Raw genomic sequence first — 21,584 nt, forward strand, 5'->3', positions numbered from 1 at the left:
AAGAGCGCAGAATGCAGGCACCTGACGATTTCAATCCTACCGCAGGTATTGCGGTCGATCTGCAACCGGGGCTGCGGCGCATCCTGGCCCCGAATCCGTCGCCTATGACTTATCGTGGCACCAACACCTATTTGCTTGGGGATCGAGACATTGCTGTGATCGACCCCGGCCCTGAAAACGAGGCGCATCTGAACGCGATTCTCGATGCTTTGAAGCCGGGGCAAAAGATAAGCCACATTATCGTGACACACACGCATCTGGATCATTCCCCCCTTGCTGCGCCCCTGTCCCAAAGGTCAGGCGCTCCGATCTATGCCTTTGGCGGGCCAGAGGCGGGCCGAAGCGACGTCATGACCGATTTGGTCGCGCAAGGTATGACCGGAGGTGGCGAAGGTATCGACTCGGCGTTTCGCCCGGATGTTGAAGTCGCAGACGGTGAGGCCATTGCTGGTGACGGTTGGCAGTTGGAGGTCATTCACACTCCCGGCCATCTGGGAAATCATATCGCTTTGGGCTGGCAGAACACCTGTTTCACGGCAGACCACGTGATGGGTTGGGCCAGTTCCTTGGTCTCACCCCCGGACGGAGATTTGACGGATTTCATGGCGGCCTGCCGCCGCCTGCGTGCCCGGAGCTGGTCGGTATTCCACGCAGGGCACGGGGCACCAATTACAAACCCCGCCGAGCGTCTGGACTGGTTGATCCAGCATCGGCTAACCCGCGAGGCTCAGATTCTGTCCGCGTTGGAACAGGCAGACGGCACAGCCCGGCAACTGGCCGAGCGTATCTATACCGACTTACCCGCTGCCCTGTTGCCTGCTGCCGAGCGGAACGTCTTTGCGCACCTTGTTGATCTGCTTGGAAAAAACAAAGTTCTCCCACGTGGAGAAATGTCTGTCACAGCCAAGTTTCATCGCGTCGGCTGAAACATAGAAAAATTTTTGCGCTTCGCGCGCTTCCCCTCTGGACGCCGGAAATCCGGGTTGCTATACGCGCCTCAGTTCCGGCGTAGCTCAGCGGTAGAGCAGTTGACTGTTAATCAATTGGTCGTAGGTTCGATCCCTACCGCCGGAGCCAATCAAATCTTAAATCGAGATATTGGCAATTCCCACTTCGCGGTCCTGAAATCCGCGACTTGTTGGACGTGCTAGGGCAAGCGCTTACTCGACCAAGGTTCAAGTCCAGTTTTTTCAATACATTTCAAAGAAACGCTGAATTGCCTAAAAGCTTGCTACTCGGTCCTGCTGAGGAACAAACGCGTCCCAAAACACGCCCCTACGGAAGCGTTAACAACCGAATGACACGAATCAAGCGGTCGGCGGGAATCTGCATCGGCTCTATCTGGAAAATTGCCATGCGGCCGACAAGCTCAGGCTTGGGCAGAAATTCTTCCGCCGCCTGCAGCCGTGGGCGATCCCCATAGTCGTCGAGCAGTAAGGTCACGGGCCGAGTAATGTTGAAGGCTGTTGCCAGGGCACAGCCCACGCGAAACCGACCGTCAACAAGAACCACATCGGGATGTTTGAACCCTTTGCTCTGCCAGATCGAAAGGGGGTATCTGGGATATCGCGCCGATTTTTCCTGATTTACCGGAAACCCCCATTTCTTGGTTTCACCGACATCAACCCAAGAGATATTGACCTCGGTACCCGTATTCGGAGGATTCTCGCGAAACCAACGTCGCATCATACGGGCCCAGCTTCGATCACTTTCGACACTGAAAACTTTTTTTGATTCCATCTCACCAGCGACCACGGTTGAACCGCCAGAGCCATATTCAAGAATTACAGAGGCCGCATCATAATGCTTTCGCAGAACACGTTGCGCATCTTCCGGCATGGTAAGAACAGGTTTTTCCAGGTTTGCCGTTTTCAATATGATCTCCGGGTCATTTCGTACTTTATGTCATACGTATGAATTCACCGTGGTCTCTGTTCCGGCAAACTCGTCCGTTACAGAATTCACACCACATGACAGCTAAATCAATAGCGACAGTGTGATTCCGTGGGCACAGGTCGGTTAAACTCCTGTATCCCGACTTTCAGGATGCAGATGCACCGACAAAAACGGATTACCACGCAAGCTGCAAGAAAGCACCAATAGCCCGAAGAACGGCTTTGTTCCCAAATTTCAGGCCGAAAAAAATTTCCTCAAAATCTTGCACGCCGCACTGGACGCCGGGAAACCGGATTGCTATACGGCGCGAACCGTTCCGGCGTAGCTCAGCGGTAGAGCAGTTGACTGTTAATCAATTGGTCGTAGGTTCGATCCCTACCGCCGGAGCCATTCTTCCATAACGTACTGATTTCAGCCCTTCAGGGCGTCTTCGAAATCTGCGCGCAGGTTGCGTTTCAGGACCTTCCCGGTTGCGTTCAATGGCAGCGCTTCGACAAACACCACCTTGTCCGGGATCTGCCACTTGGCAATCTTGCCTTCGAAGAAACGCAGCAATTCGTCTTCGCTTGGGTCTTCGCCTTCAGCCTTCACAGCGACGAGCAAGGGCCTTTCATCCCATTTCGGGTGCGGCACGCCCACAACGGCGGCAGTTGCAAGCTTGGGATTCGCGACCGCGATATTTTCAAGCTCGACCGAACTGATCCATTCGCCACCGGATTTGATGATATCCTTGGATCTGTCACGGATGGTCATATAGCCATCCGGGTCCAGCGTGGCGACATCCCCAGTGGCAAACCAGCCGTCTTGCAGAAGCTGCTGATCCTGCAACAAAAAGTAGCTGTCCAGAACCCAATGCCCCCGCACCATCAGATCGCCTTGCGTTTCGCCGTCATGTGGCAGGTCATTGCCATCATCATCGACGATTTTCAGCTCGACCCCAAAGGGCGGTCTGCCCTGGCTCAGACGGACTGCGTGCTGTTCTTCCAACGGTAACTGAATGTGTTTGGCCAGCGGGTAGTTTGCTGTACCCAGAGGGCTCATCTCGCTCATGCCCCAAGCGTGAACCGTGTCGACGCCATAATTTTCGCGGAAGGTTTCGATCATCGAGGGCGGGCAGGCTGCCCCGCCAATCACTGTTCGGTCCAGGCTTTTCAACTCGGTCCCGCATTTGGCGGCATGGGCCAGCAGACCTTGCCAAATGGTGGGCACCCCCATGGCCAGCGTCACACCATAAGTGTCGATCAGGTTGACCAATGCTTCTCCGTGCAAATCCGGCCCGGGCAACACAAGTCGTGATCCTGACATGGCACAGGCATAGGGCGACCCCCAGGCGTTGACGTGGAACATCGGCACAACAGGCATGACGACATCCATCGCGGAATATCCGATTACATCTTTTGTGTTCGACGCAAAGCTGTGCAGCAACGTAGACCTATGGGAATACAACACGCCCTTCGGATTGCCCGTCGTGCCGGAGGTGTAACACAAGCTTGATGCGGTGTTTTCATCCAAATCAGGCCATACGAACCCGGCGTCTCCTGTTTCGATCAGTTCGTCGTAGAATTTGAGATCAGGGATCTGTGACGCTGCCTCTTCATTGCGCGGCCCCATCAAGACAAAGTGCCTGACCTCTGTAAGCGCACTATGCAGTGTAGCCACAAGCGGAATGAAAGTTGCATCAAAGAACAGCACACGATCCTGAGCGTGATTGATGATGTAGTTCATTTGCTCGGGGAACAGGCGCGGATTGACCGTATGGCAAACAAAGCCAGAGCCTGACGTCGCGTAGTATATCTCCAGATGCCGCCGGTTGTTCCAAGCCAGAGTCCCGATCCTGTCTTGCGGTTCCAATCCCAGTCCAGTCAACGCCGATGCCAGGCGTCGGGCGTTCACCGCAATCTCGGCCCAGTTGGTTTTGGTGACCGTTCCATCTGTCTCAACCGAGACAATACTGGTCTGGCCATGGTAGCGCTCTGCGTGATCAATCAGTGACGAAATCAGCAAAGGCTGCGTCATCATCTGTCCCAGCATGGACATCCTCCCGTCATTGGCGGCGTCTTAAATGACCCCTGCCTTATCCATCTGACATTAACAGCTAGGGGCAGGCCCCATTGCGTCAATCCAGTCGTTTCCTAGGATGGAACCCTGCCAAGCATTTAATTGTCTGACAATAAAAGAATGCAACGCGCCAGTGAAGCGCGCTGCGTTTTTAGACGTCAATCCCGATGTTTCAACGCATACGCGACCAACGAAGCGGTGGACGCGTCCTTGCCTTCGGCACTCTCTGCTCCATCCACAATTGGGCCAAGTGAAGTAGCCAGTTCCTTACCCAGCTCTACCCCCCATTGGTCGAAAGAGTTGATACCCAACAGCACACCTTCGACAAACACCCGGTGCTCATACAGGGCAATGATCTGACCCAGTACAAATGGTGTGAGCTTCGGATAGATCAGAGTGGTGGATGGGCGATTGCCGGGGAAAACCCGATGTCGCGCCTGTCGCTCAAGTTCCGCATCTGTCAGCCCTTTTGCCGCCATACGGTCCCGCGCTTCGTCCAGTGATCGACCGCGCAACAGGGCTTCGGACTGCGCCAGACAATTGGCCAAAAGCAGGCGGTGATGATGGGTCAGCTCGGGTTCGTGCCCTTCGGCGGCAACCATGAACTCGCAAGGGATGACATCCGTGCCTTGATGAATCAATTGGTAGAACGCGTGCTGACCATTTGTACCCGGTTCTCCCCAGACCACGGGCCCCGACGGAACAGTCAGCGAAGACCCATCCATGGCAACAGATTTGCCGTTCGATTCCATCTCCAACTGTTGGAAATAGGCGGGCAGCCGCAACAGCCGCTGATCATAGGGCAGCACGGCGCGGCTGGCATGGCCCAGAACCTGACGATGCCAGATACCGACCAGCGCCAGCATGACGGGCATGTTCTCGGTCCATTCCGCCGAGCGGAAATGCAGATCCATCGCCTGCCCGCCGCGCAGAAACGCATCAAACGCGTTCGAGCCGACAGCGATCATGACCGGCAGACCCACTGGCCCCCAGACCGAATAACGCCCACCGACCCAATCGGCGAAACCGAACACATGCGCTTCGGGAATGCCAAACGCCTGCGTCTTGTCCAATGCGCTGGATACGGCGGCAAACTGCCGGGATGGATCGCCTCCGCCTTCGGACATCCAGGCACGCGCCGTGCGCGCATTGGTCATTGTCTCAATGGTCGTGAAGGTTTTCGAGGCGACAATCACCAAAGTCCGCGTCGGGTCCAACTGACGCAGCGTGTCCGCGATATGCGCGCCATCCACGTTCGAAACATAGTGCAGACGCGGCCCATCATGATAAGGAGCCAGCGCATGTGTTGCCATGACAGGACCAAGATCAGACCCGCCGATGCCGATATTGACCATATCGGTAAAGCTGCCCCCTGCCCCCGCAATCGCACCACCACGGACTTCTTCGGCAAAGACCCGCATCCGTTGTAGCGTGTCCAGAACCTCGGGCATGACGTCCTGACCATCCACTTCGACCGGGCCACCGTCCAGATTGCGCAAGGCCGTGTGCAGCACCGCGCGCCCTTCAGTTTCGTTGATCTTTTCGCCCGCAAACATCGCATCGCGCCGCGCCGCAAGACCGGCGTCTTCGCAGAGTTGGCTCAGCCCCGCGCGCACGTTTTCGTCGATCTGCGTCTTGGAGTAATCAAAAAGCATATTCCCGGCCGAAGCTGAAAATTCCGCGGCCCTGTTCGCGTCCGACTCAAACAGGTCCAAGATACGGCGGTCCGCGTCTGCCAATGCTTTCAAAGCGCCCAGTTGCATGTGTTTACTCCGACCAATGGACAGTCATACCGCTCAGCACTGCGGCGATTGGTGCTTCTTCAGGTGGCAACGACATGGCCTTTTCCAAAGCATCGCGCTTTGCCTGACCGTAGATGATCAGGTGCTTTGACAGCGCGCCGTCCAAAATCGGCGCTGTCAGCGAAATGCGCGCTTCGGGTTGCACCTCTGTACGTGCAACAGCCAGCGTCGGCGCATTGCTGTCCAGCGCTTCCGCCAACCCTTCCATCCCCGGAAACAACGAAGCCGTATGCATGTCGTCGCCCATCCCAAGCACCAGAACCGACAACGGCAAAACCGGTGCGATCAGGGATTCAATTTCAGGTAGTGCCGCCTCGGGTTCCGCACCGGGTACATAGAGCGGGATATAATGCGCGGCAGAAGCGCGATTGGTCAGCAGTCTTTCACGGATCAAGCGCTCGTTCGAACGCTCGTGATCGGCAGGTACACAGCGTTCATCAGTGGGCAGAACACGCACACGGTCCCACGCCAGATCAGCCGCACAAAGGCTGTCAAACACTGGCCCCGGCGTTATCCCACCGGGAACGGCCAATGCGACTGTCTCATGATGTAGCAGTGCAGCTTCCAGATCACCCGCCAAGGTATTGGCTACGTCGATGGCCAGCATTTCTCGGTCTGCATATTCCAGAATATTCATGGCTTGATTCCTTGCCAACGGCGACCGTCTCTTTTCATCAGCAGCTCGGCGTCGCCCGGCCCTGTGCTGCCGCTGTCATAAGGTTTCGGCACGTCGCCGCGCGCCAGCCAGCCAGCGATGATCGGATCGGTCCAGGCCCAGGCGGCCTCGACCTCGTCCCCGCGCATGAACAGCGTCTGGTTACCCCGGATCACATCCATCACCAACCGTTCATAAGCATCCGGCGGGTCCTGATTTTCGGGTCCCAAAGCCTCGGCAAAGCTCATGTCCAGTGGGACATCGACCAGACGCATTCCACCCGGCCCCGGCTCCTTGATCGTCACCTTCAGGGTGATCCCTTCGTTGGGTTGCAAACGGATCGACAGCGCATTGGCGTGCCGTCCGGCTTCTTCTCCGAAGATCGAATGCGGCGCGTCCTTGAACATGACATTGATCACCGAAGACCGCGCCACCAACCGCTTACCCGTACGCAGATAGAATGGCGTTCCAGCCCACCGCCAGTTGCTGATATGAGCCTTCAACGCCACATAGCTTTCGGTGGTCGAGCGCGGATTGCCAACGCAGTCCCGGTATCCCGGCCCATCTGGCCCTGCTGCAAACTGGCCGCGCACAATGTGATGGGGCTCTACCTGGTCAAGCGCTCGGATTACCTTGAGTTTCTCGTCGCGCACTGCGTCAGGATCAAATTTGGCCGGAGGTTCCATCGCGATCAGGCAGAGCAATTGCATCAGGTGGTTCTGCACCATGTCTCGCATTGCGCCTGCGCGCTCATAATATTCCTCGCGCCCGGAAATCCCGACGGTTTCCGCAACCGTGATTTGGATGTGGTCGACATATTGGCTGTTCCACAAGGGTTCGAACAGCATATTGCCAAAGCGCACAGCCATAAGGTTCTGCACGGTTTCCTTACCCAGATAATGATCGATCCGGTAAATCTGGCTCTCGTCGAAATGCGCAGCCAGCGTGGCGTTCAGGGCCCGCGCACTGTCCAGATCATGGCCAAACGGTTTTTCCACCACGATGCGAGTGTCGTCCGTCGCCAGATCATGCGCCCTGACCCGCTCGGCCAACGGGCCGAACAAACCTGGACCGACAGAGAAATAAAACGCCCTTATGCGGTCCGGCGACAGCTTTTCGCCCAGAACATCCCAACCATCTGCAGCCATGGCATCCAGCGACACGTAATCGAGCCGCTGCAAAAACCGCGTCAGCGCCCGGCTGTCCTGCGCCCGCTTTGGTGCGTGTTGGCGCAATGCCTCGGCAACCATCTCACGAAATTCTTCCGCAGTATGGTTCGCCCGGGCTGCGGCAAGAATATTAGCATCCTCATGCCATTGCCCCGCACAGAACCGACGGAAAAGCGCAGGCAGGATTTTTCGCTGCGCAAGATCGCCGGTACCGCCGAAAATGATCAGATCAAAAGGATCAACTGGGATGACGCGTGAAACCATAAGCTGTCCTTACCCCGCCCCTTTCGGCATGTCCAATGTTAGCGCAATCAAAATTGAAGACTCAAAGCTCATCAAAACTCTGTCAGAACCGTCGCGTCACCCTTACCAAATCCCAAACAACACGCTAGTTCAAACCGACGACATCAGAAAAACCGGATGCGGGAATGAAAGACAACGCCCCACAGCTCGCCAATATCGGCAAGTTTCAAAACAAATTGGTGACGGCAGACGGGCAGACCCGCGCAACAGTTTCACTGACCCAGCCAGACACGCTGTGGTTTAACACAGGTACGCTGTGCAACATCGAATGCGTCAACTGTTACATCGCCAGCAGCCCGACCAATGACGCTTTGGTTTATCTGACCGCTGATGAGGTTCGTGACTATCTGGATCAAATTAAAGAGCGCAACTGGCCCGTGCGCGAGATCGGCTTTACCGGCGGCGAACCCTTCATGAACCCCGAGATGATCGAGATGACGCGTGCCGCGCTGGAGCGCGGATACGACGTCCTGATCCTGACCAATGCAATGGCCCCGATGATGCGCCGTAAGATGCGCGAAGGCTTGTTGGAGTTGCAGAGCAAATACAACGACAAACTGACCCTGCGCATCTCGGTCGATCATCACCGCCCCGACCTGCACGATGAAGAGCGTGGCAAAGGCAGTTTCGACAAAACCGTTGCCGGAATGGAATGGTTGCGCGATCACGGTTTCAACATGGCGATCGCAGGTAGAACGGTTTGGGGGGACACGGATGCAGAGAGCCGCGCTGGCTATGCTGCATTCTTTGCCCAGCATCGCTTTGACATCGACCCCAACGATCCGGCGCAGACCGTTTTGTTCCCCGAGATGGACGAGACCGTGGAAGTGCCTGAAATTACAACCGCCTGCTGGGGAATTCTGGACAAATCCCCAAATGCGGTGATGTGCGCAAGTTCGCGCATGGTGGTCAAACGCAAAGGCGCAGACCGCCCTGCCGTTCTGGCCTGCACGTTGCTGCCTTACGAACCCGAATTCGAGATGGGGCACAGCCTGGCCGAAGCCGAGGCGGATGTTCACCTCAACCACCCTCATTGCGCTAAGTTTTGCGTTCTGGGCGGTGCCAGCTGCTCGGGGTGATCAGTTCAGTTCGGGCGATTTCCAGAACTTGGTGCCGGATGCACCTGCTGACACGCGCCAACCTTTTTTGCTGAGCACAAAGAAAGAGCGCCCGTCGGTAAAGCGCACGGTTTCGCCCGTTTTCTCTTCACCATACATGGCACCAGTTTCAGCCGTTGCGTCATAGCCATGTGTTATGAAGTGTTCCAGGTCTGCCGGGGTTTCGAACAATATCACAAACTTCGTCTCAAAGCCGCCAATGCCAATGGCCGCGCCAACACCGCCCGTGCCCATGTTCATGTAAGTGTGCTGCTCGGTGTCTTTCGAAACGGCCACACCGCGCCCATACCCTGCCGAAACCGGAAAGACCGAAATCTTGCGCGAGTCGAAGGCCGCATAACCTGCACTGACGTCATAAAGTGACTGCGCTTCGGGGTTTTCGGCAAGCAACTGATCAAGGATCTCTCCTGCCATCACGTCCAGCTTGGCACGCGTTTCTTCCGGTGTCGCTTCGTTGGACAGCAAATCCGAAGTGGAATTGATGGTTTCATCGACGGCCTCAGCGCCTTTGCTGATTGTGTCACCGACGCTTTCCGCGCCACGACCGATCGCGTCTGCGGTGTTTTCAGCACCTTTCTTGATCTTGCCCAGAACACCTTCGGCAAATACAGGGCCACTCAGGCTCAGCATTGCAGTAAAAAGTACCGCTCGTTTCATCGTTTTTTATCCTGTGGCTCCAACGAATTGGCTGCCACCATACCCGACTTGTTCTAAATGAGAACGGGTATTTCGATGCTCGGTCAGACTTTCACATCTGCTTAGTTCACTCGGAACTCACCCACCATGTTACGCCATTCGCCCGGCGCGATCATTTTGCGATGGGTAAATTTGACGGAATGAAGCGGCCCTTCGATCTCTCGCTGCCAGAAATCGATGAATTCGAACAGTTTCGGATGATCCGGCGCAAGGTCGTATTCCTGCCAGATGAACGTGTTCAAGACGTGGATATAGTCGGGCATGTGATAGAAGAATTCTGCCGTTGTCAGACCGTACCCTTTAAGCATCAATTCGGTTTCGCTTGGGTTCATGCGGACCTCCGGTTTGTTGCAAGGTCTCTTCAGGCTAACACAGAAACCTTCTAATTCTTGGATAACAATATGTTACCGGGACGTTACCGTGGTTTTTTGCGCTCAATGCGCTGCTTGCTTGCACCTTATGTGCCGGGTCTGATAAGGTGCATCCACAAGATATAGACCCAAGCCAAAGATCGGGCAGTTTACGTGAGCGATACGCCAGAAATTCCTGAAAACATGGACGAAACCCCGCCAGAGCGCCCAGTTTATGACGGCCCGACGGTCTCCATCGAATCCGAAATGCGCACGTCCTATCTGGACTATGCCATGTCGGTCATCGTATCCCGCGCGATCCCGGATTTGCGCGACGGGCTGAAGCCGGTGCATCGGCGTATTCTGTACGCCATGCACGAGACGGGGAATACCCACGACAAAGCCTATCGCAAATCGGCGCGTCCGGTTGGCGATGTGATGGGTAAGTACCACCCGCACGGTGACTCAGCTATCTATGACGCGCTGGTACGAATGGCGCAGGATTTCTCGATGTCGCTGCCTTTGCTGGATGGTCAGGGCAACTTTGGCTCGATGGACGGCGATAACCCAGCGGCCATGCGCTATACCGAAGTGCGGATGGACAAACCGGCTGCCGCACTGCTGGCTGATATCGAAAAAGAGACCGTTGATTTTCAGGACAACTACGACGGAAAGGACAAAGAGCCAACCGTCCTGCCCGCGCGTTTCCCGAATATGCTTGTCAATGGCGCCGGTGGTATCGCCGTGGGTATGGCGACCAATATTCCGCCGCACAACCTTGGCGAAGTCGTCGATGCGACTCTGGCCCTGATCGACGATCCTGACCTGACCTCAGAGCAGTTGATTGAATATGTCCCCGGCCCCGATTTCCCAACGGGTGGCGTCATGCTGGGCCGATCTGGTGCGCGCAAAGCCTATCTGGAAGGTCGCGGCAGCGTCATCATCCGCGCCAAGACCCGTGTCGAAGAAATCCGCAAGGATCGCTATGCGATTGTCGTGGATGAGATTCCGTATCAGGTAAACAAGGCCTCGATGATCGAAAAGATCGCCGAAGCGGTGCGCGAGAAACGGATAGAAGGCGTCAGTCACGTGCAGGACGAATCCGACCGCAATGGCGTACGGGTCGTGGTCGAACTGAAGCGCGATGCGACGCCCGAGGTGGTCCTGAACCAACTGTTCCGCTTCTCGCCGATGCAGACCTCGTTCGGCTGCAACATGCTGGCCTTGAATGGAGGCCGACCCGAGCAGCTGACCCTGCGCCGATTCCTGACGTCCTTCATCGACTTCCGCGAAGATGTTGTGGCACGTCGCACCGCGTACGACCTGCGCAAAGCGCGAGAGCGCAGCCACATCCTTTGTGGTCTGGCCGTGGCCGTGTCGAACGTGGACGAGGTGGTTGCCACGATCCGATCCTCGGCAGACGCCGCCGAAGCGCGCGAAAAACTGATGACCCGCCGTTGGCCGGCATCCGAGATCGAAGGCTATCTGCGCCTGATCGACGATCCTTTGTCAAAGATGAATGACGACGGCACCTATAACCTGACCGAAGTTCAGGCCCGCGCGATCCTGGAATTGCGCCTGCAACGCCTGACCCAATTGGGTGTCAAAGAGGTCACGGACGAGCTGGAAGAACTGGCCGCCAAGATCAAGGAATATCTGGATATTCTGTCCTCGCGCGAGCGCATCATGGGCATCATCGCAGATGAGCTGCGCAGCGTCCGCGAACAATTCGCCGTCGACCGCCGTACCGAGATCGTCGACTGGTCCGGCGACATGGAAGATGAAGACCTGATCGAGCGTGAAGACATGGTCGTGACCGTCACTTCGGGCGGTTACATCAAGCGCACGCCGCTGGCCGACTTCCGCGCGCAGAAACGTGGCGGCAAGGGCCTGTCGGGGATGCAGACCAAGGAAGAGGACGTCGTTACCAACCTCTTCGTGGCGAACACGCATACCCAACTTTTGTTCTTCACCACCGAAGGGATGGTCTACAAGCTCAAGACCTGGCGCTTGCCGCAGTCCAGCCGGACCGGCAAGGGCAAGGCGATCGTCAACATCCTGCCGATCCCGACCGGTGTGTCCATCGCCGCTATCATGCCCGTGGACGTGCCGGATGAAGAGTGGGAGAACCTGCAAATCGTCTTCGCCACAAGCGCAGGCGACGTGCGCCGCAACCGTCTGTCGGACTTCACCAATGTGCGCCGCAACGGCAAGATCGCGATGAAACTGCCCGAAGGCGTGGAGCTGGTGAATGCCCGCATCTGTTCGGAAGACGAAGATGTGATGCTGGTCACCAATTCGGGCCGCGCGATCCGCTTCCGCACCACCGATGTTCGCGTGTTCAACTCGCGCGAATCCACCGGGGTGCGTGGCATTAAGCTGACCAATGGCGACCGCGTGGTGTCGATGTCGGTGATCCGTCACTTTGAGGCCGAAGCTGATGAGCGTGCGGCCTACCTTAAGCGACGCCGCGCCGTGGCAGGCATTGCCGACGATGGTGAGACGGATGAAGATGAAGCAGCGCCAGGTTCGATCACACAAGAACGCTATGCCGAAATGTCAGCCTCGGAAAACCTGATCCTGACCATCACCACCGGCGGAGCAGGCAAGCTAAGCTCCAGCCACGACTACCCTGTCCGCGGACGCGGCGGTATGGGCGTGGCGGCCATGGACAAGGCGATGCGCGGCGGTGAGCTTGTGGCATCTTTCCCGGTCGAGATCGACGACCAGATCATGCTGGCCACGTCGAAAGGTCAGTCGATCCGCGTCCCTGTCGAAGGAATTTCCTTCCGGTCCCGCAGTGCAGGTGGTGTACGGGTCTTCAATACTGGCAAGGGCGAAGAAGTTGTCAGCGTTGCATGGATCGCCGATCAGGGTGAAGACGAGACAGAAGAGTAGTCGTTCCAGATTGTAAAATAGAAAAACCCGAGGTTTGCTGACCTCGGGTTTTTGCGCTTTTTCAATCCTCTGCCGCATTAACGAACTTGCGGCAGAAAAACCTTGTCTAGGCGGTATTGCGCTTTTGGCGACGCCCGTAGGCGAACAGCCCACCGATGCCCCCAAGCAACAGCCACCCGGCAGCAGGCAGCGGAACAGGAGCGACTGTATACTGACCATAAAGCGTTGCATAATTCTTTGTCTCTTCAACTGTACTGAAACCAGTTGAAATTGTGTTCCCGCCGTCCTGTGAAAAGCCGAGCACCGAGAACACATAGTTCTGTCCACCAAAAGAGAAGTTCTGGGACCCGAGTGTGTTGGCAATGGTCACAATATCGTTGCAGGGCGTTGGATCCTGAGGACAATTTGACTGTTGGTTCACGGTCTCATTATGAGTCAGTGAAAAAGTTGAAGACACCAAAGGTCCGCCGCCGATTTGCAGATCGACGACAAGATCAACCGAACTCAGAACTTCCCCCGGAATCGGGAAGTTGAGATGAGTGAACTGTCCCAAGTCAAAAGCTGTGTCCGGCGAAAGGTTCAATATTGGTGTACCCGTCGGCGTAAAATCATAACCACTCGGGTTACTGCCACCGCCCCAACGCAGCGAAATCGTTGAACCAGAGCTGCTTTCAGTAATACCAGTCGTCGGATTGACGTTCTGCCAAGAGGGAGAAATGGCTGTTACGCTCAACGCTGAGGCGGCGCTTCCGGCCAACACCCCAACTAAGGCAATCGCAGCCACGTTGCTTTTCAGTGCCATGTGTTTAACCCCTAACCCTTCAATCACTTTTCACAAATACGCACTCCCACAGAAGTGCCACACAGACTTAAGATCAATTAGCAACCCAGACACAATTTGGCCACCTTTTTTCCTCATTTGAAGCAAAAACCCTCAACATCGTTACCATTACTGCAACAGTAAGGGTGAATGAGAGCTTTTACTCTTATTGGGATACAATTCCTTTGGCCCCAAACACCAACCCGACGGTATCTGGTAACGGCACGATACGCGTGAATACTGCCTCGGGGGATGCCGCTCGCTTTGGGTCGCAAACTGGTGACACATGCGCTGTATTGATTTCACCAACTGCAATCATCTGAGGATCAGAGCATCTACATTGAAAAACGGTCAAAAACCGCTCTTCCCCCGCGGCGTCACGCGGGAGGTCCCACCTTTGTGTCCACAGGCCGGAAACTGTGTATTCAGCTCACAGCTCGTATAGTGCTCCGAACTTTTCTTCCAGATAGGAAAGCAATGGCTCTGGCCCCGGCTTTACGCCGCTGGCACGTGCAATGATGTCGCGCGGTGCATAAAGCCCGCCATGCTGCTGAACCTGATCCCGCAACCAGCCCGTCGCGCCCGAGGTGTCACCTTCTGCAAGTTGGGTATCCAGCCCCGGTACGGCTGCACGCAAAGCCTGATAAAGGCATCCGGCGTAAACGTTGCCCAAGGAGTAGGTCGGGAAGTAGCCGAACAGCCCAACGGACCAGTGCACATCCTGTAAACAACCATTCGAAGGTTTGTCGACCGCGTAGCCAAAATCTGTCTTGAACCGATCGTTCCACGCGGATTCGAGGTCGCTCACCTGCAAGTCTCCGGCCATCAGGGCGCGTTCCAGATCAAAACGCAGCATGATGTGTAGGTTGTATTGCACCTCATCCGCCTCGGTGCGGATATAGCCATTATGAACTCGGTTCACAGTCGCATAGAACGCATCTGTATTGGCAATGCCGAAATCACCAAAAGCCTCAGTCATTTGGGTGAACAGCCAACCGGTAAAGGCGCGCGAGCGGCCAAGTTGGTTTTCATAGATCCGGCTTTGGCTTTCGTGTACGCCCATTGACACACCGGACCCAAGCGGGGTCAGCAAATAGGCTTTGTCGATACCCTGCTCATACGCGGCGTGGCCGACCTCGTGAATGGTGGAATAGAAGCAATTAAAGGGATCCGTTTCGCTGGTGCGCGTGGTGATGCGCACGTCCAAACCGCTGCCCGAGCTGAACGGATGCACCGCCTTGTCCACCCGGCCGTTATTCAGATCATATCCAAATGTTGTCGCCAGTTTTTGCGTCAGGCGCATCTGGGTTTGTTCATCAAAGCTGCCATTCAGGGCTGCCGGTTCCGGTCGGTCCAGTACGGCGGCGCGCAAAGCCACAAGGCGCGGACGCATTTCATCAAAAATGGCCGCAATCTGCGCGCCGGTTGTATAGGGCTCATAATCCTCGACCATCGCGTCATAGACGTCACCGCCCTGCGCCAATGCCTCGCCTTCCTGCCGTTTGAGCGACACAACCTCTTCAAGCACCGGCAGGAAAGCTGAAACGTCTTCATCCGCCCGCGCCTGCGCCCAAGACCCCTGCGCAGCGGATGTCACACGGGCGATCGCTGTTGCCAGATCAGCAGGCACTTTCACCGCACGCTCATAGGCCCGACGGATTTCACGCAACTGGGCCTTACCCACTTCGTCCTGTGGCGCGGCTTGCTCAAGCCATTCCGCCACACGCGGATCGGAACGGCGCGCGTGAAGCACGGCCTCAATCGCGGCCATTTCTTCGGCACGCTGCGGTGCGGCCCCGCGTGGCATGACGGTTTCCTGATCCCAGCCCAGCCGCCCGGCAATCTGGCCCAAAGCCGAGGTTTCACGCTGAAAGGCCATGAGATCATTGAAAGCGGTCATAGGATCATACTCCGCGCAGGGATGTTGCAAGGGGATAAGCGGTCAAGAACCGGGCGCGCAGGATCAGGGTCCAGACGACAACGGCCATGAACTGATGGAAGATAGCGATCTGCCAGGGCGCACCGTAGACCACAGTCACGATGCCGACGACAACCTGCAGCGCCAGCGCGGCAAAGGCGGCATTGAAGGCAAATCGTGTCTGCGGATGCGCGCTGGTCCCGCCACGACGCCAGACGATGAAAGCAAAGATGAACAGCAGATACCCCGCGCAGCGGTGAATGAACTGAACCAATCCGGGACTTTCAAAGAAGTTCCGCCACATTGGCTCCAGCGCTGTGGCATCGGGTGGGAATACTTGCCCGCCGATCAAGGGCCAGTCGGTGTAAGACCGCCCGGCGTCAATCCCAGCAACCAGCGCGCCGATGAGTATTTGTAAAAAGGCGAAATGCATCAGACCGGTGGACAGTGAGAACAGTTTGGCCTCTTTCGCGCGGCGCGCCTGCATCAGGTCGCGTTCTTCGCGGCCAAGTTCAAAGATGTACCACGCCAAGAAGCCCAGGATCACAAAAGCCAGACCCAAATGTGTGGCCAGACGATAACTGGCAACGGCGGTCATGCCCTCACCCTGCGTCACGCCCGAGGCGACCATCCACCATCCGACCGCACCTTGAACACCGCCTAAAAGGCCCGGAATCAACAGCTTACCGGCCCAGCCGGTTGGAATTTTACGTGCAGCTAAGAAACCAAAGAACCCGAGGGCCCAGACAAGTCCGATCACGCGGCCCAGTTGACGATGGCCCCATTCCCACCAGTAGATGAACTTGAAATCATTCAACTCCATCCATTGGTTTTGAATGCGCCATTGGTCGATCTGCTTGTATTTGTCGAATTCCGCCTGCCAGTCGGCCTCATTCATCGGCGGGATGGCTCCGGTGATCGGGCGCCATTCCGTGATCGAAAGGCCGCTGTCGGTCAGGCGCGTCAAGCCACCAACTGCGATCATCACAACAACCAAAGCAAACAGGATCATCAGCCAAACACGGATCGCTTGGCGCGCGCCGCCGCGTCCCCGGTCGATCATTCCCGGTTGCACGGCTTGTTGTTTTTCGGTGTCCGAGACCTCTTCGAAGATGCTGCGCTTACCGCTCATGCTGTCCTCATGTCCTGATTTTGTCGCAAGCTAGGGCTTGGTGGAAGATAGGTCCAGCCTCAGCCTTTGTCTTTCCAGCGGACCATCTGCCGCATGATCCCATGCAGCATCTGCACATCAGCCCGCGTCATCCGCATCCGCGACCACAGATTACGCAGATTGACTTTCATACCCTCTGCTTTTTCAGGGGGATAGAAGAACCCGGCCTCTTCAAGACGGTCCTCGTAATGCTCGACCAGTTTTTCCACTTCGATCCCAGTGGCCCAGTCGCCTTTGCCCAAATCGGTGGTCTTGTGCACCACGTCGCCGGTCTGGCGCATCCACTCATAGGCGGTCAGTAACACGCATTGCCCCAGGTTCAGCGAGGCGTATTCCGGGTTCACCGGAACCGATATGATCGCGTTGGCCTTTGCAATGTCCTCATTCTCAAGCCCTGCGCGTTCAGGACCGAACAGCACGGCGACTTTTTCTCCTGCTGCGACTTTCTCAGCCGCGATCTGCATCGCACGTTCCGGGCTGTAGACCGGTTTGGTCAACCCGCGTTGCCGGGCGGTGGTCGCGAAGACAAACGTGCTGTCGGCCAGCGAACCTGCCAGATCGTCGAACAATTGCGCCTCATCCAGCAACCGCCCTGCCCCGCTGGACATGGCCACGGCTTTGGGGTTCGGCCAGCCGTCGCGCGGGGCCACAATGCGCATACGGTCCAGACCAAAATTCCACATCGCGCGCGCGGCGGCGCCGATGTTTTCCCCCATCTGTGGGCGCACAAGCACGAAAGAGGGCTGAGAGGTATCGCTGGGCATGGCTGTCTCCGAAAAGTTCCGCCCGCTCTAATCCGATGGCGTTTACAGGGCAACCCGATCCTCTTCTTCTGTTTCCAAATACCTGCTTGGCGGGCTAAAAAGTTTGCTTCCCCTCCGCAATCCGCTAAACCGCGCCAAAGACCAAAAGCCGAAGGACGCGCCCATGGAAACCCCCGAGCAGCCGCAGATTTACCTGATCACGCCTCCGACCATCGAGTTGAGCACCTTCACAAACAAGCTGGCAACGGTATTGGACGGTGCCGATATCGCCTGCATTCGTCTGGCGCTGGCCGGAAACGACGAAGACACCCTTTCCCGTGCGGCAGATGCCTGCCGCGAAGTTGCCCACGCGCGTGATGTGGCCATCGTTATTTCGAACCACGTGCTGCTGGCCCAGCGTCTTGGTCTGGACGGTGTGCATTTGGACGACGCGGCTCGGTCCGTCAGGGCTGCGCGCAAGGAATTGGGCGCAGATGCAATTGTCGGTAGTTTCTGCGGTGCCTCCAGCCATGACGGTATGACCGCTGGTGAAAACGGTGCCGATTATGTAGCCTTCGGTCCTGTTGGCACCACCGTTTTGGGCGATGGCACGCGTGCCGAAAAGGATCTGTTCCAGTGGTGGTCCGAGATGATCGAAGTTCCGGTTGTGGCCGAAGGTGGACTAACGCCCGACCTGATCCGCGACCTAGCCCCCTGCACCGATTTCTTCGGCATTGGGGACGAAATCTGGAACAGCGACGATCCGCTTGGCACGCTGAACACTCTAACAGCAGCGATGTCCTAACCGGGCATCACCCCAACATCCAAGGCTCGGCTAGCCAATACACCCCGAGCCCTGCAATCAGGATTGAGGCCAGAACTGCTATCCGGCCGCGGGTCCTGTGCGAACGGCCAGCAAACAATAGCGCCAGTCCAAACGCAGCCGAGGCAGCCAAAACCAGCGGCACCACAACCCCAGCCCCAAACCCCAACATCGCTGGAAGCTGATGGTCCGGCGGCACGCCGATAGCCCGAAGAGCCCTTGCCAAAGCCAATCCAAACACTGTTCCGCCAACAAACACGGTCAACAGCCGCGCAACCTGCAACCGTCGTTCCACGAGGTTCCACAACGCCAGCCCGATGACAAACGCCGTCGGCGCATGTAAACCAACATAGGTCGGCACGTTCAACACGTCGTAGACAGCCAAGCCAAGCCCAACGAACACGCCAACTGACAGAAACACCACCTGCGCCACGACTGCTCGCAAGGACAAGGACAGAAACACAAGGACCACGGCAAGCAAGCACGGTGTGAACGGAGCGTTTATGACGTAATCGATCCCCAACGCAAAAAACGTCTGTAGTGTCTGTTGCGGCGTCAAGGATGCCCCTCCGCGCAATGGTATGAGAGGGCTGGTTTCACCGGCCGCCAAGTAACTGGTATAGGGCGCCGCAACGCCCTGCTGCCGCAGCACAATCGGCCCGCCATCAACCGGCCAGCGCATTTTCAGGTTCGAAGCTTGATCCGGAAAAGGTGCTGTTAGCAGCAGTTTGGTAACACGCGCTTCTTCCTTACCACCGCCTTCAAGGACAAGCACGCGTTCCAAAGTCAGTTTCAAACGCTCGGGAACCTGGACTTCGACGTCCTGCACCCACGTTTCAACAAACGCTCTGATCTGTGGTTCCAGTTCCGATGACGTCGTCTGCCGCAGTGTCAGGTACTGCGGATCCCCGGAAAGAACTTCATGCCGTGTTGGATCAAACCCAAGCAACAGTGCTTCAGCATTCAATCCAACCTCAAGGAACAGCTTTTCATCGGCGATCCAGAAATCAATCACCGTAGGTTGTTCAGATTGCGCCCGCCCCGCGCTTGAAGAAAGGAACGCAAAGACCAAACAGCTAAAAATAATGAGGGCAAAGACACGAAGGATGGCCCGAAATACACGGCCGTTCATAAGAAACACTCCGGTAAAGGAAACAAATCACCAATCATTGTGGTCAATTGTTCCCGTGCAGGTCTCTGTTCGCAAGCGCAAAAGGCGTAATTGCCGGGTGGTTCGGGAATATCTGACAGCGGTTACGTTCTGACTTGCACGGGCATCACCGCTGCGGCATGACATCTTCATGACTCAGAACGCCAATATACTATGTATCGGTTCGGTCCTGTGGGACGTGATCGGACGATCAGCAAGCGCCATGCGACAAGGTTCGGACGTGCCGGGGCGCATCACCCGTTTGCCCGGCGGCGTTGCGATGAACATCGCCATGACGCTGGTGCGCTTTGGTATGACCCCTACTTTGCTCACCGCAATTGGTCGCGATCCCGAGGGTGATGAGCTTGTCCACGCCTGTTCGCGGCTGGGCATGGTCACGGATCACATCTATCGCTCTCAGGATTTGCCGACCGACCGCTATATGGCCGTCGAAGGCGCAAACGGGCTGATCGCGGCCATTGCTGACGCGCACTCGCTGGAAGCTGCAGGCGCAAAGATCCTGCGCCCTTTGATGCATGGACCACTGGGCTATGAGAATGCGCCCTTTGAAGGACCCATCGCGCTGGATGGCAACCTGACGCTGGACCTGTTGGAAGAAATTGCCCAAAGCCCCGCTTTTGCCCGCGCCGACCTGCGCGTGGCCCCAGCCTCGCCCGGTAAAGCCGAACGGCTGCTGCCCTTCCTCAAGCACGCCCGCGCCACGCTTTACGTGAACCTCGAAGAGGCCGGCATCCTCTGCCAACGTGAATTCACCGACTCCGAATCCGCTGCCAAGGGTCTGCTGGATCGCGGCGCGCTACGCGTGCTGGTGACTGACGGTGGAAACTCAGCCACCGTAGGCAGTTCCGACGAAATTCTAACCCAAACGCCCCCGTCTGTTCTGGTCACCCGAGTGACCGGTGCCGGGGATACCTTCATGGCGGCCCATATCGCCTCAGAATCCGGCGGCGCATCGAGTGACGAGGCCTTGACCCGCGCTCTGCACGCCGCTGCAACCTATGTTTCCGGAGAAACCCCACTGTGATCGACATTCAATACTCAGCTGAGGTCCGCGCCGCCAAAGACGCAGGCCAACCCATCGTTGCGCTGGAAAGCACCATCATCACCCATGGAATGCCTTATCCGCAAAACGTCGAAGTTGCGGCTCAGGTCGAACAGGACATTCGTGATGCGGGCGCAGTTCCGGCAACCATGGCGGTGATTGCAGGTAAACTGCACGTGGGGCTGGAACCCGAGCAACTGCAATGGCTGGGACAGGCACAGGGTGTCGCCAAGATCTCGCGCGCAGACATGGCGGCCTGCATTTCGACCGGGGGCACCGGGGCCACAACCGTCGCCGCCACCATGATCGCCGCGCAGTACGCCGGGATCGAGGTCTTTGCCACTGGCGGCATCGGTGGTGTGCATCAGGGCGCAGAGACAACGTTCGACATTTCTGCCGACCTGCACGAGCTGGGCCATACGCCGGTCACAGTGGTTGCTGCCGGGGCCAAAGCTATCCTGGACCTCGCCAAAACGCTTGAAGTGCTAGAGACTTTGGGCGTGCCAGTCATCGCGTATGGGCAAGATGAGTTCCCTGCATTTTGGTCAGCCAAATCACCTTATGCCGCGCCTCTGCGCATGGACAGTGCCGAAGCCATCGCCAAAGCCCATGCCACGCGGCGGGCGCTGGGTTTGCCCGGCGGACAGCTGGTTGCCAACCCGATCCCTGCCGCCGATCAGATAGCGGCCGGGGAACTGGCCCCGATCATCGCCGAGGCTCAGGCCGACGCGGATGCCCACCGCATCACCGGCAAAGCCGTGACCCCCTATCTGCTGCAACGCATTTTTGAGAAAACCGAAGGCCGTTCGCTGACCGCCAATATCGCGCTGGTCCGCAACAACGCACGCCTGGCCGCCAAAATCGCGCAGTCGCTGGTGCAGCAGGGTTGACGCAGCCCTATTGTACCAAAGCGACGGATTGACTACCTAAACCCCGGAAACCATTCGGAAC

The 21,584-nt window shown here is 57.1% G+C and carries 18 protein-coding genes and 2 tRNA genes; 8 read left to right on the forward strand and 12 right to left on the reverse strand.

Going from position 1 to position 21,584, the window contains the following annotated elements; all coding sequences use genetic code 11:
• Positions 1-11 precede the first annotated feature (11 nt).
• Both GOV90_RS03200 and GOV90_RS03205 read left to right on the forward strand, forming a co-directional pair.
• Complete coding sequence (locus GOV90_RS03200; RefSeq protein ID WP_171090277.1) at positions 12-926, forward strand: MBL fold metallo-hydrolase; 915 nt, start codon at positions 12-14, stop codon at positions 924-926.
• Between the two features lie 76 nt (positions 927-1,002).
• Positions 1,003-1,077: transfer RNA gene (locus tag GOV90_RS03205), tRNA-Asn, on the forward strand.
• Between the two features lie 198 nt (positions 1,078-1,275).
• Here the strand turns inward: GOV90_RS03205 and GOV90_RS03210 are convergent.
• Positions 1,276-1,875 carry a hypothetical protein gene (locus GOV90_RS03210; RefSeq protein ID WP_371808816.1) on the reverse strand — a complete coding sequence of 200 codons (600 nt, stop codon included), beginning with the start codon at positions 1,873-1,875 and terminating at the stop codon, positions 1,276-1,278.
• A gap of 336 nt (positions 1,876-2,211) precedes the next feature.
• On the opposite strand from GOV90_RS03210, the gene GOV90_RS03215 reads away from it, so the two are divergent.
• A tRNA-Asn gene (locus GOV90_RS03215) sits at positions 2,212-2,286 on the forward strand.
• Between the two features lie 21 nt (positions 2,287-2,307).
• On the opposite strand, the gene GOV90_RS03220 is transcribed toward GOV90_RS03215, so the two are convergent.
• From GOV90_RS03220 to zwf, 4 genes are all read right to left on the reverse strand, one after another.
• Positions 2,308-3,927, reverse strand: coding sequence for a long-chain-fatty-acid--CoA ligase (locus GOV90_RS03220; protein ID WP_171090281.1), 1,620 nt, complete (start codon positions 3,925-3,927; stop codon positions 2,308-2,310).
• A 185-nt stretch (positions 3,928-4,112) separates the two neighbouring features.
• On the reverse strand, positions 4,113-5,717 hold the full coding sequence (pgi, locus tag GOV90_RS03225) for a glucose-6-phosphate isomerase (RefSeq protein WP_171090282.1): 1,605 nt from the start codon (positions 5,715-5,717) through the stop codon (positions 4,113-4,115).
• Between the two features lie 4 nt (positions 5,718-5,721).
• Positions 5,722-6,393 carry a 6-phosphogluconolactonase gene (gene pgl, locus GOV90_RS03230; protein ID WP_171090285.1) on the reverse strand — a complete coding sequence of 224 codons (672 nt, stop codon included), beginning with the start codon at positions 6,391-6,393 and terminating at the stop codon, positions 5,722-5,724.
• On the reverse strand, positions 6,390-7,844 hold the full coding sequence (zwf, locus tag GOV90_RS03235) for a glucose-6-phosphate dehydrogenase (RefSeq protein ID WP_171090287.1): 1,455 nt from the start codon (positions 7,842-7,844) through the stop codon (positions 6,390-6,392). Before zwf ends, pgl begins: the two co-directional genes overlap by 4 nt.
• Positions 7,845-8,008: 164 nt before the next feature.
• On the opposite strand from zwf, the gene GOV90_RS03240 reads away from it, so the two are divergent.
• Entirely contained in the window at positions 8,009-8,962 is a 954-nt protein-coding gene (locus GOV90_RS03240; protein WP_171090289.1) for a radical SAM protein, read from the forward strand.
• Here the strand turns inward: GOV90_RS03240 and GOV90_RS03245 are convergent, their stop codons facing one another.
• Together GOV90_RS03245 and GOV90_RS03250 are read right to left on the reverse strand one after the other, a co-directional pair.
• Positions 8,963-9,658, reverse strand: a complete 696-nt coding sequence (locus GOV90_RS03245) for a hypothetical protein (protein WP_171090291.1) — start codon at positions 9,656-9,658, stop codon at positions 8,963-8,965.
• Positions 9,659-9,759: 101 nt separating this feature from the next.
• A complete protein-coding gene (locus GOV90_RS03250) occupies positions 9,760-10,029 on the reverse strand; it encodes an usg protein (RefSeq protein WP_171090293.1) in 270 nt (89 codons plus the stop codon).
• Between the two features lie 192 nt (positions 10,030-10,221).
• Here GOV90_RS03250 and gyrA point away from each other — a divergent pair, with 192 nt between their 5' ends.
• On the forward strand, positions 10,222-12,945 hold the full coding sequence (gene gyrA / locus GOV90_RS03255; RefSeq protein ID WP_171090295.1) for a DNA gyrase subunit A: 2,724 nt from the start codon (positions 10,222-10,224) through the stop codon (positions 12,943-12,945).
• 106 nt (positions 12,946-13,051) lie between these two features.
• Here the strand turns inward: gyrA and GOV90_RS03260 are convergent, their stop codons facing one another.
• The 4 genes from GOV90_RS03260 to GOV90_RS03275 form a co-directional block, all read right to left on the reverse strand.
• Positions 13,052-13,747 (reverse strand): THxN family PEP-CTERM protein, encoded by a 696-nt coding sequence (locus GOV90_RS03260; RefSeq protein ID WP_171090297.1) that lies wholly within the window; start codon positions 13,745-13,747, stop codon positions 13,052-13,054.
• A gap of 448 nt (positions 13,748-14,195) precedes the next feature.
• The gene (locus tag GOV90_RS03265) at positions 14,196-15,665 is read right to left on the reverse strand and encodes a carboxypeptidase M32 (protein WP_171090299.1); all 1,470 of its coding nucleotides are present in this window, start codon (positions 15,663-15,665) and stop codon (positions 14,196-14,198) included.
• A gap of 4 nt (positions 15,666-15,669) precedes the next feature.
• Positions 15,670-16,815, reverse strand: a complete 1,146-nt coding sequence (ctaA, locus tag GOV90_RS03270; RefSeq protein WP_171090301.1) for a heme A synthase — start codon at positions 16,813-16,815, stop codon at positions 15,670-15,672.
• A 59-nt stretch (positions 16,816-16,874) separates the two neighbouring features.
• On the reverse strand, positions 16,875-17,618 hold the full coding sequence (locus tag GOV90_RS03275) for an RNA methyltransferase (protein WP_171090303.1): 744 nt from the start codon (positions 17,616-17,618) through the stop codon (positions 16,875-16,877).
• A 163-nt stretch (positions 17,619-17,781) separates the two neighbouring features.
• On the opposite strand from GOV90_RS03275, the gene GOV90_RS03280 reads away from it, so the two are divergent.
• Entirely contained in the window at positions 17,782-18,402 is a 621-nt protein-coding gene (locus GOV90_RS03280) for a thiamine phosphate synthase (protein WP_171090305.1), read from the forward strand.
• Between the two features lie 7 nt (positions 18,403-18,409).
• Here the strand turns inward: GOV90_RS03280 and GOV90_RS03285 are convergent, their stop codons facing one another.
• Complete coding sequence (locus tag GOV90_RS03285; protein WP_171105269.1) at positions 18,410-19,552, reverse strand: HupE/UreJ family protein; 1,143 nt, start codon at positions 19,550-19,552, stop codon at positions 18,410-18,412.
• A gap of 169 nt (positions 19,553-19,721) precedes the next feature.
• Between GOV90_RS03285 and GOV90_RS03290 the strand changes: the two genes are divergently transcribed.
• Together GOV90_RS03290 and GOV90_RS03295 are read left to right on the forward strand one after the other, a co-directional pair.
• Entirely contained in the window at positions 19,722-20,615 is an 894-nt protein-coding gene (locus GOV90_RS03290) for a PfkB family carbohydrate kinase (RefSeq protein WP_171090309.1), read from the forward strand.
• Complete coding sequence (locus GOV90_RS03295; protein ID WP_171090311.1) at positions 20,612-21,523, forward strand: pseudouridine-5'-phosphate glycosidase; 912 nt, start codon at positions 20,612-20,614, stop codon at positions 21,521-21,523. The genes GOV90_RS03290 and GOV90_RS03295 overlap by 4 nt, the downstream gene beginning before the upstream one ends.
• The last annotated feature ends 61 nt before the right edge of the window (positions 21,524-21,584 follow it).

The organism is Ruegeria sp. HKCCA5929 (assembly GCF_013034525.1).
GTDB lineage: Bacteria > Pseudomonadota > Alphaproteobacteria > Rhodobacterales > Rhodobacteraceae > Ruegeria.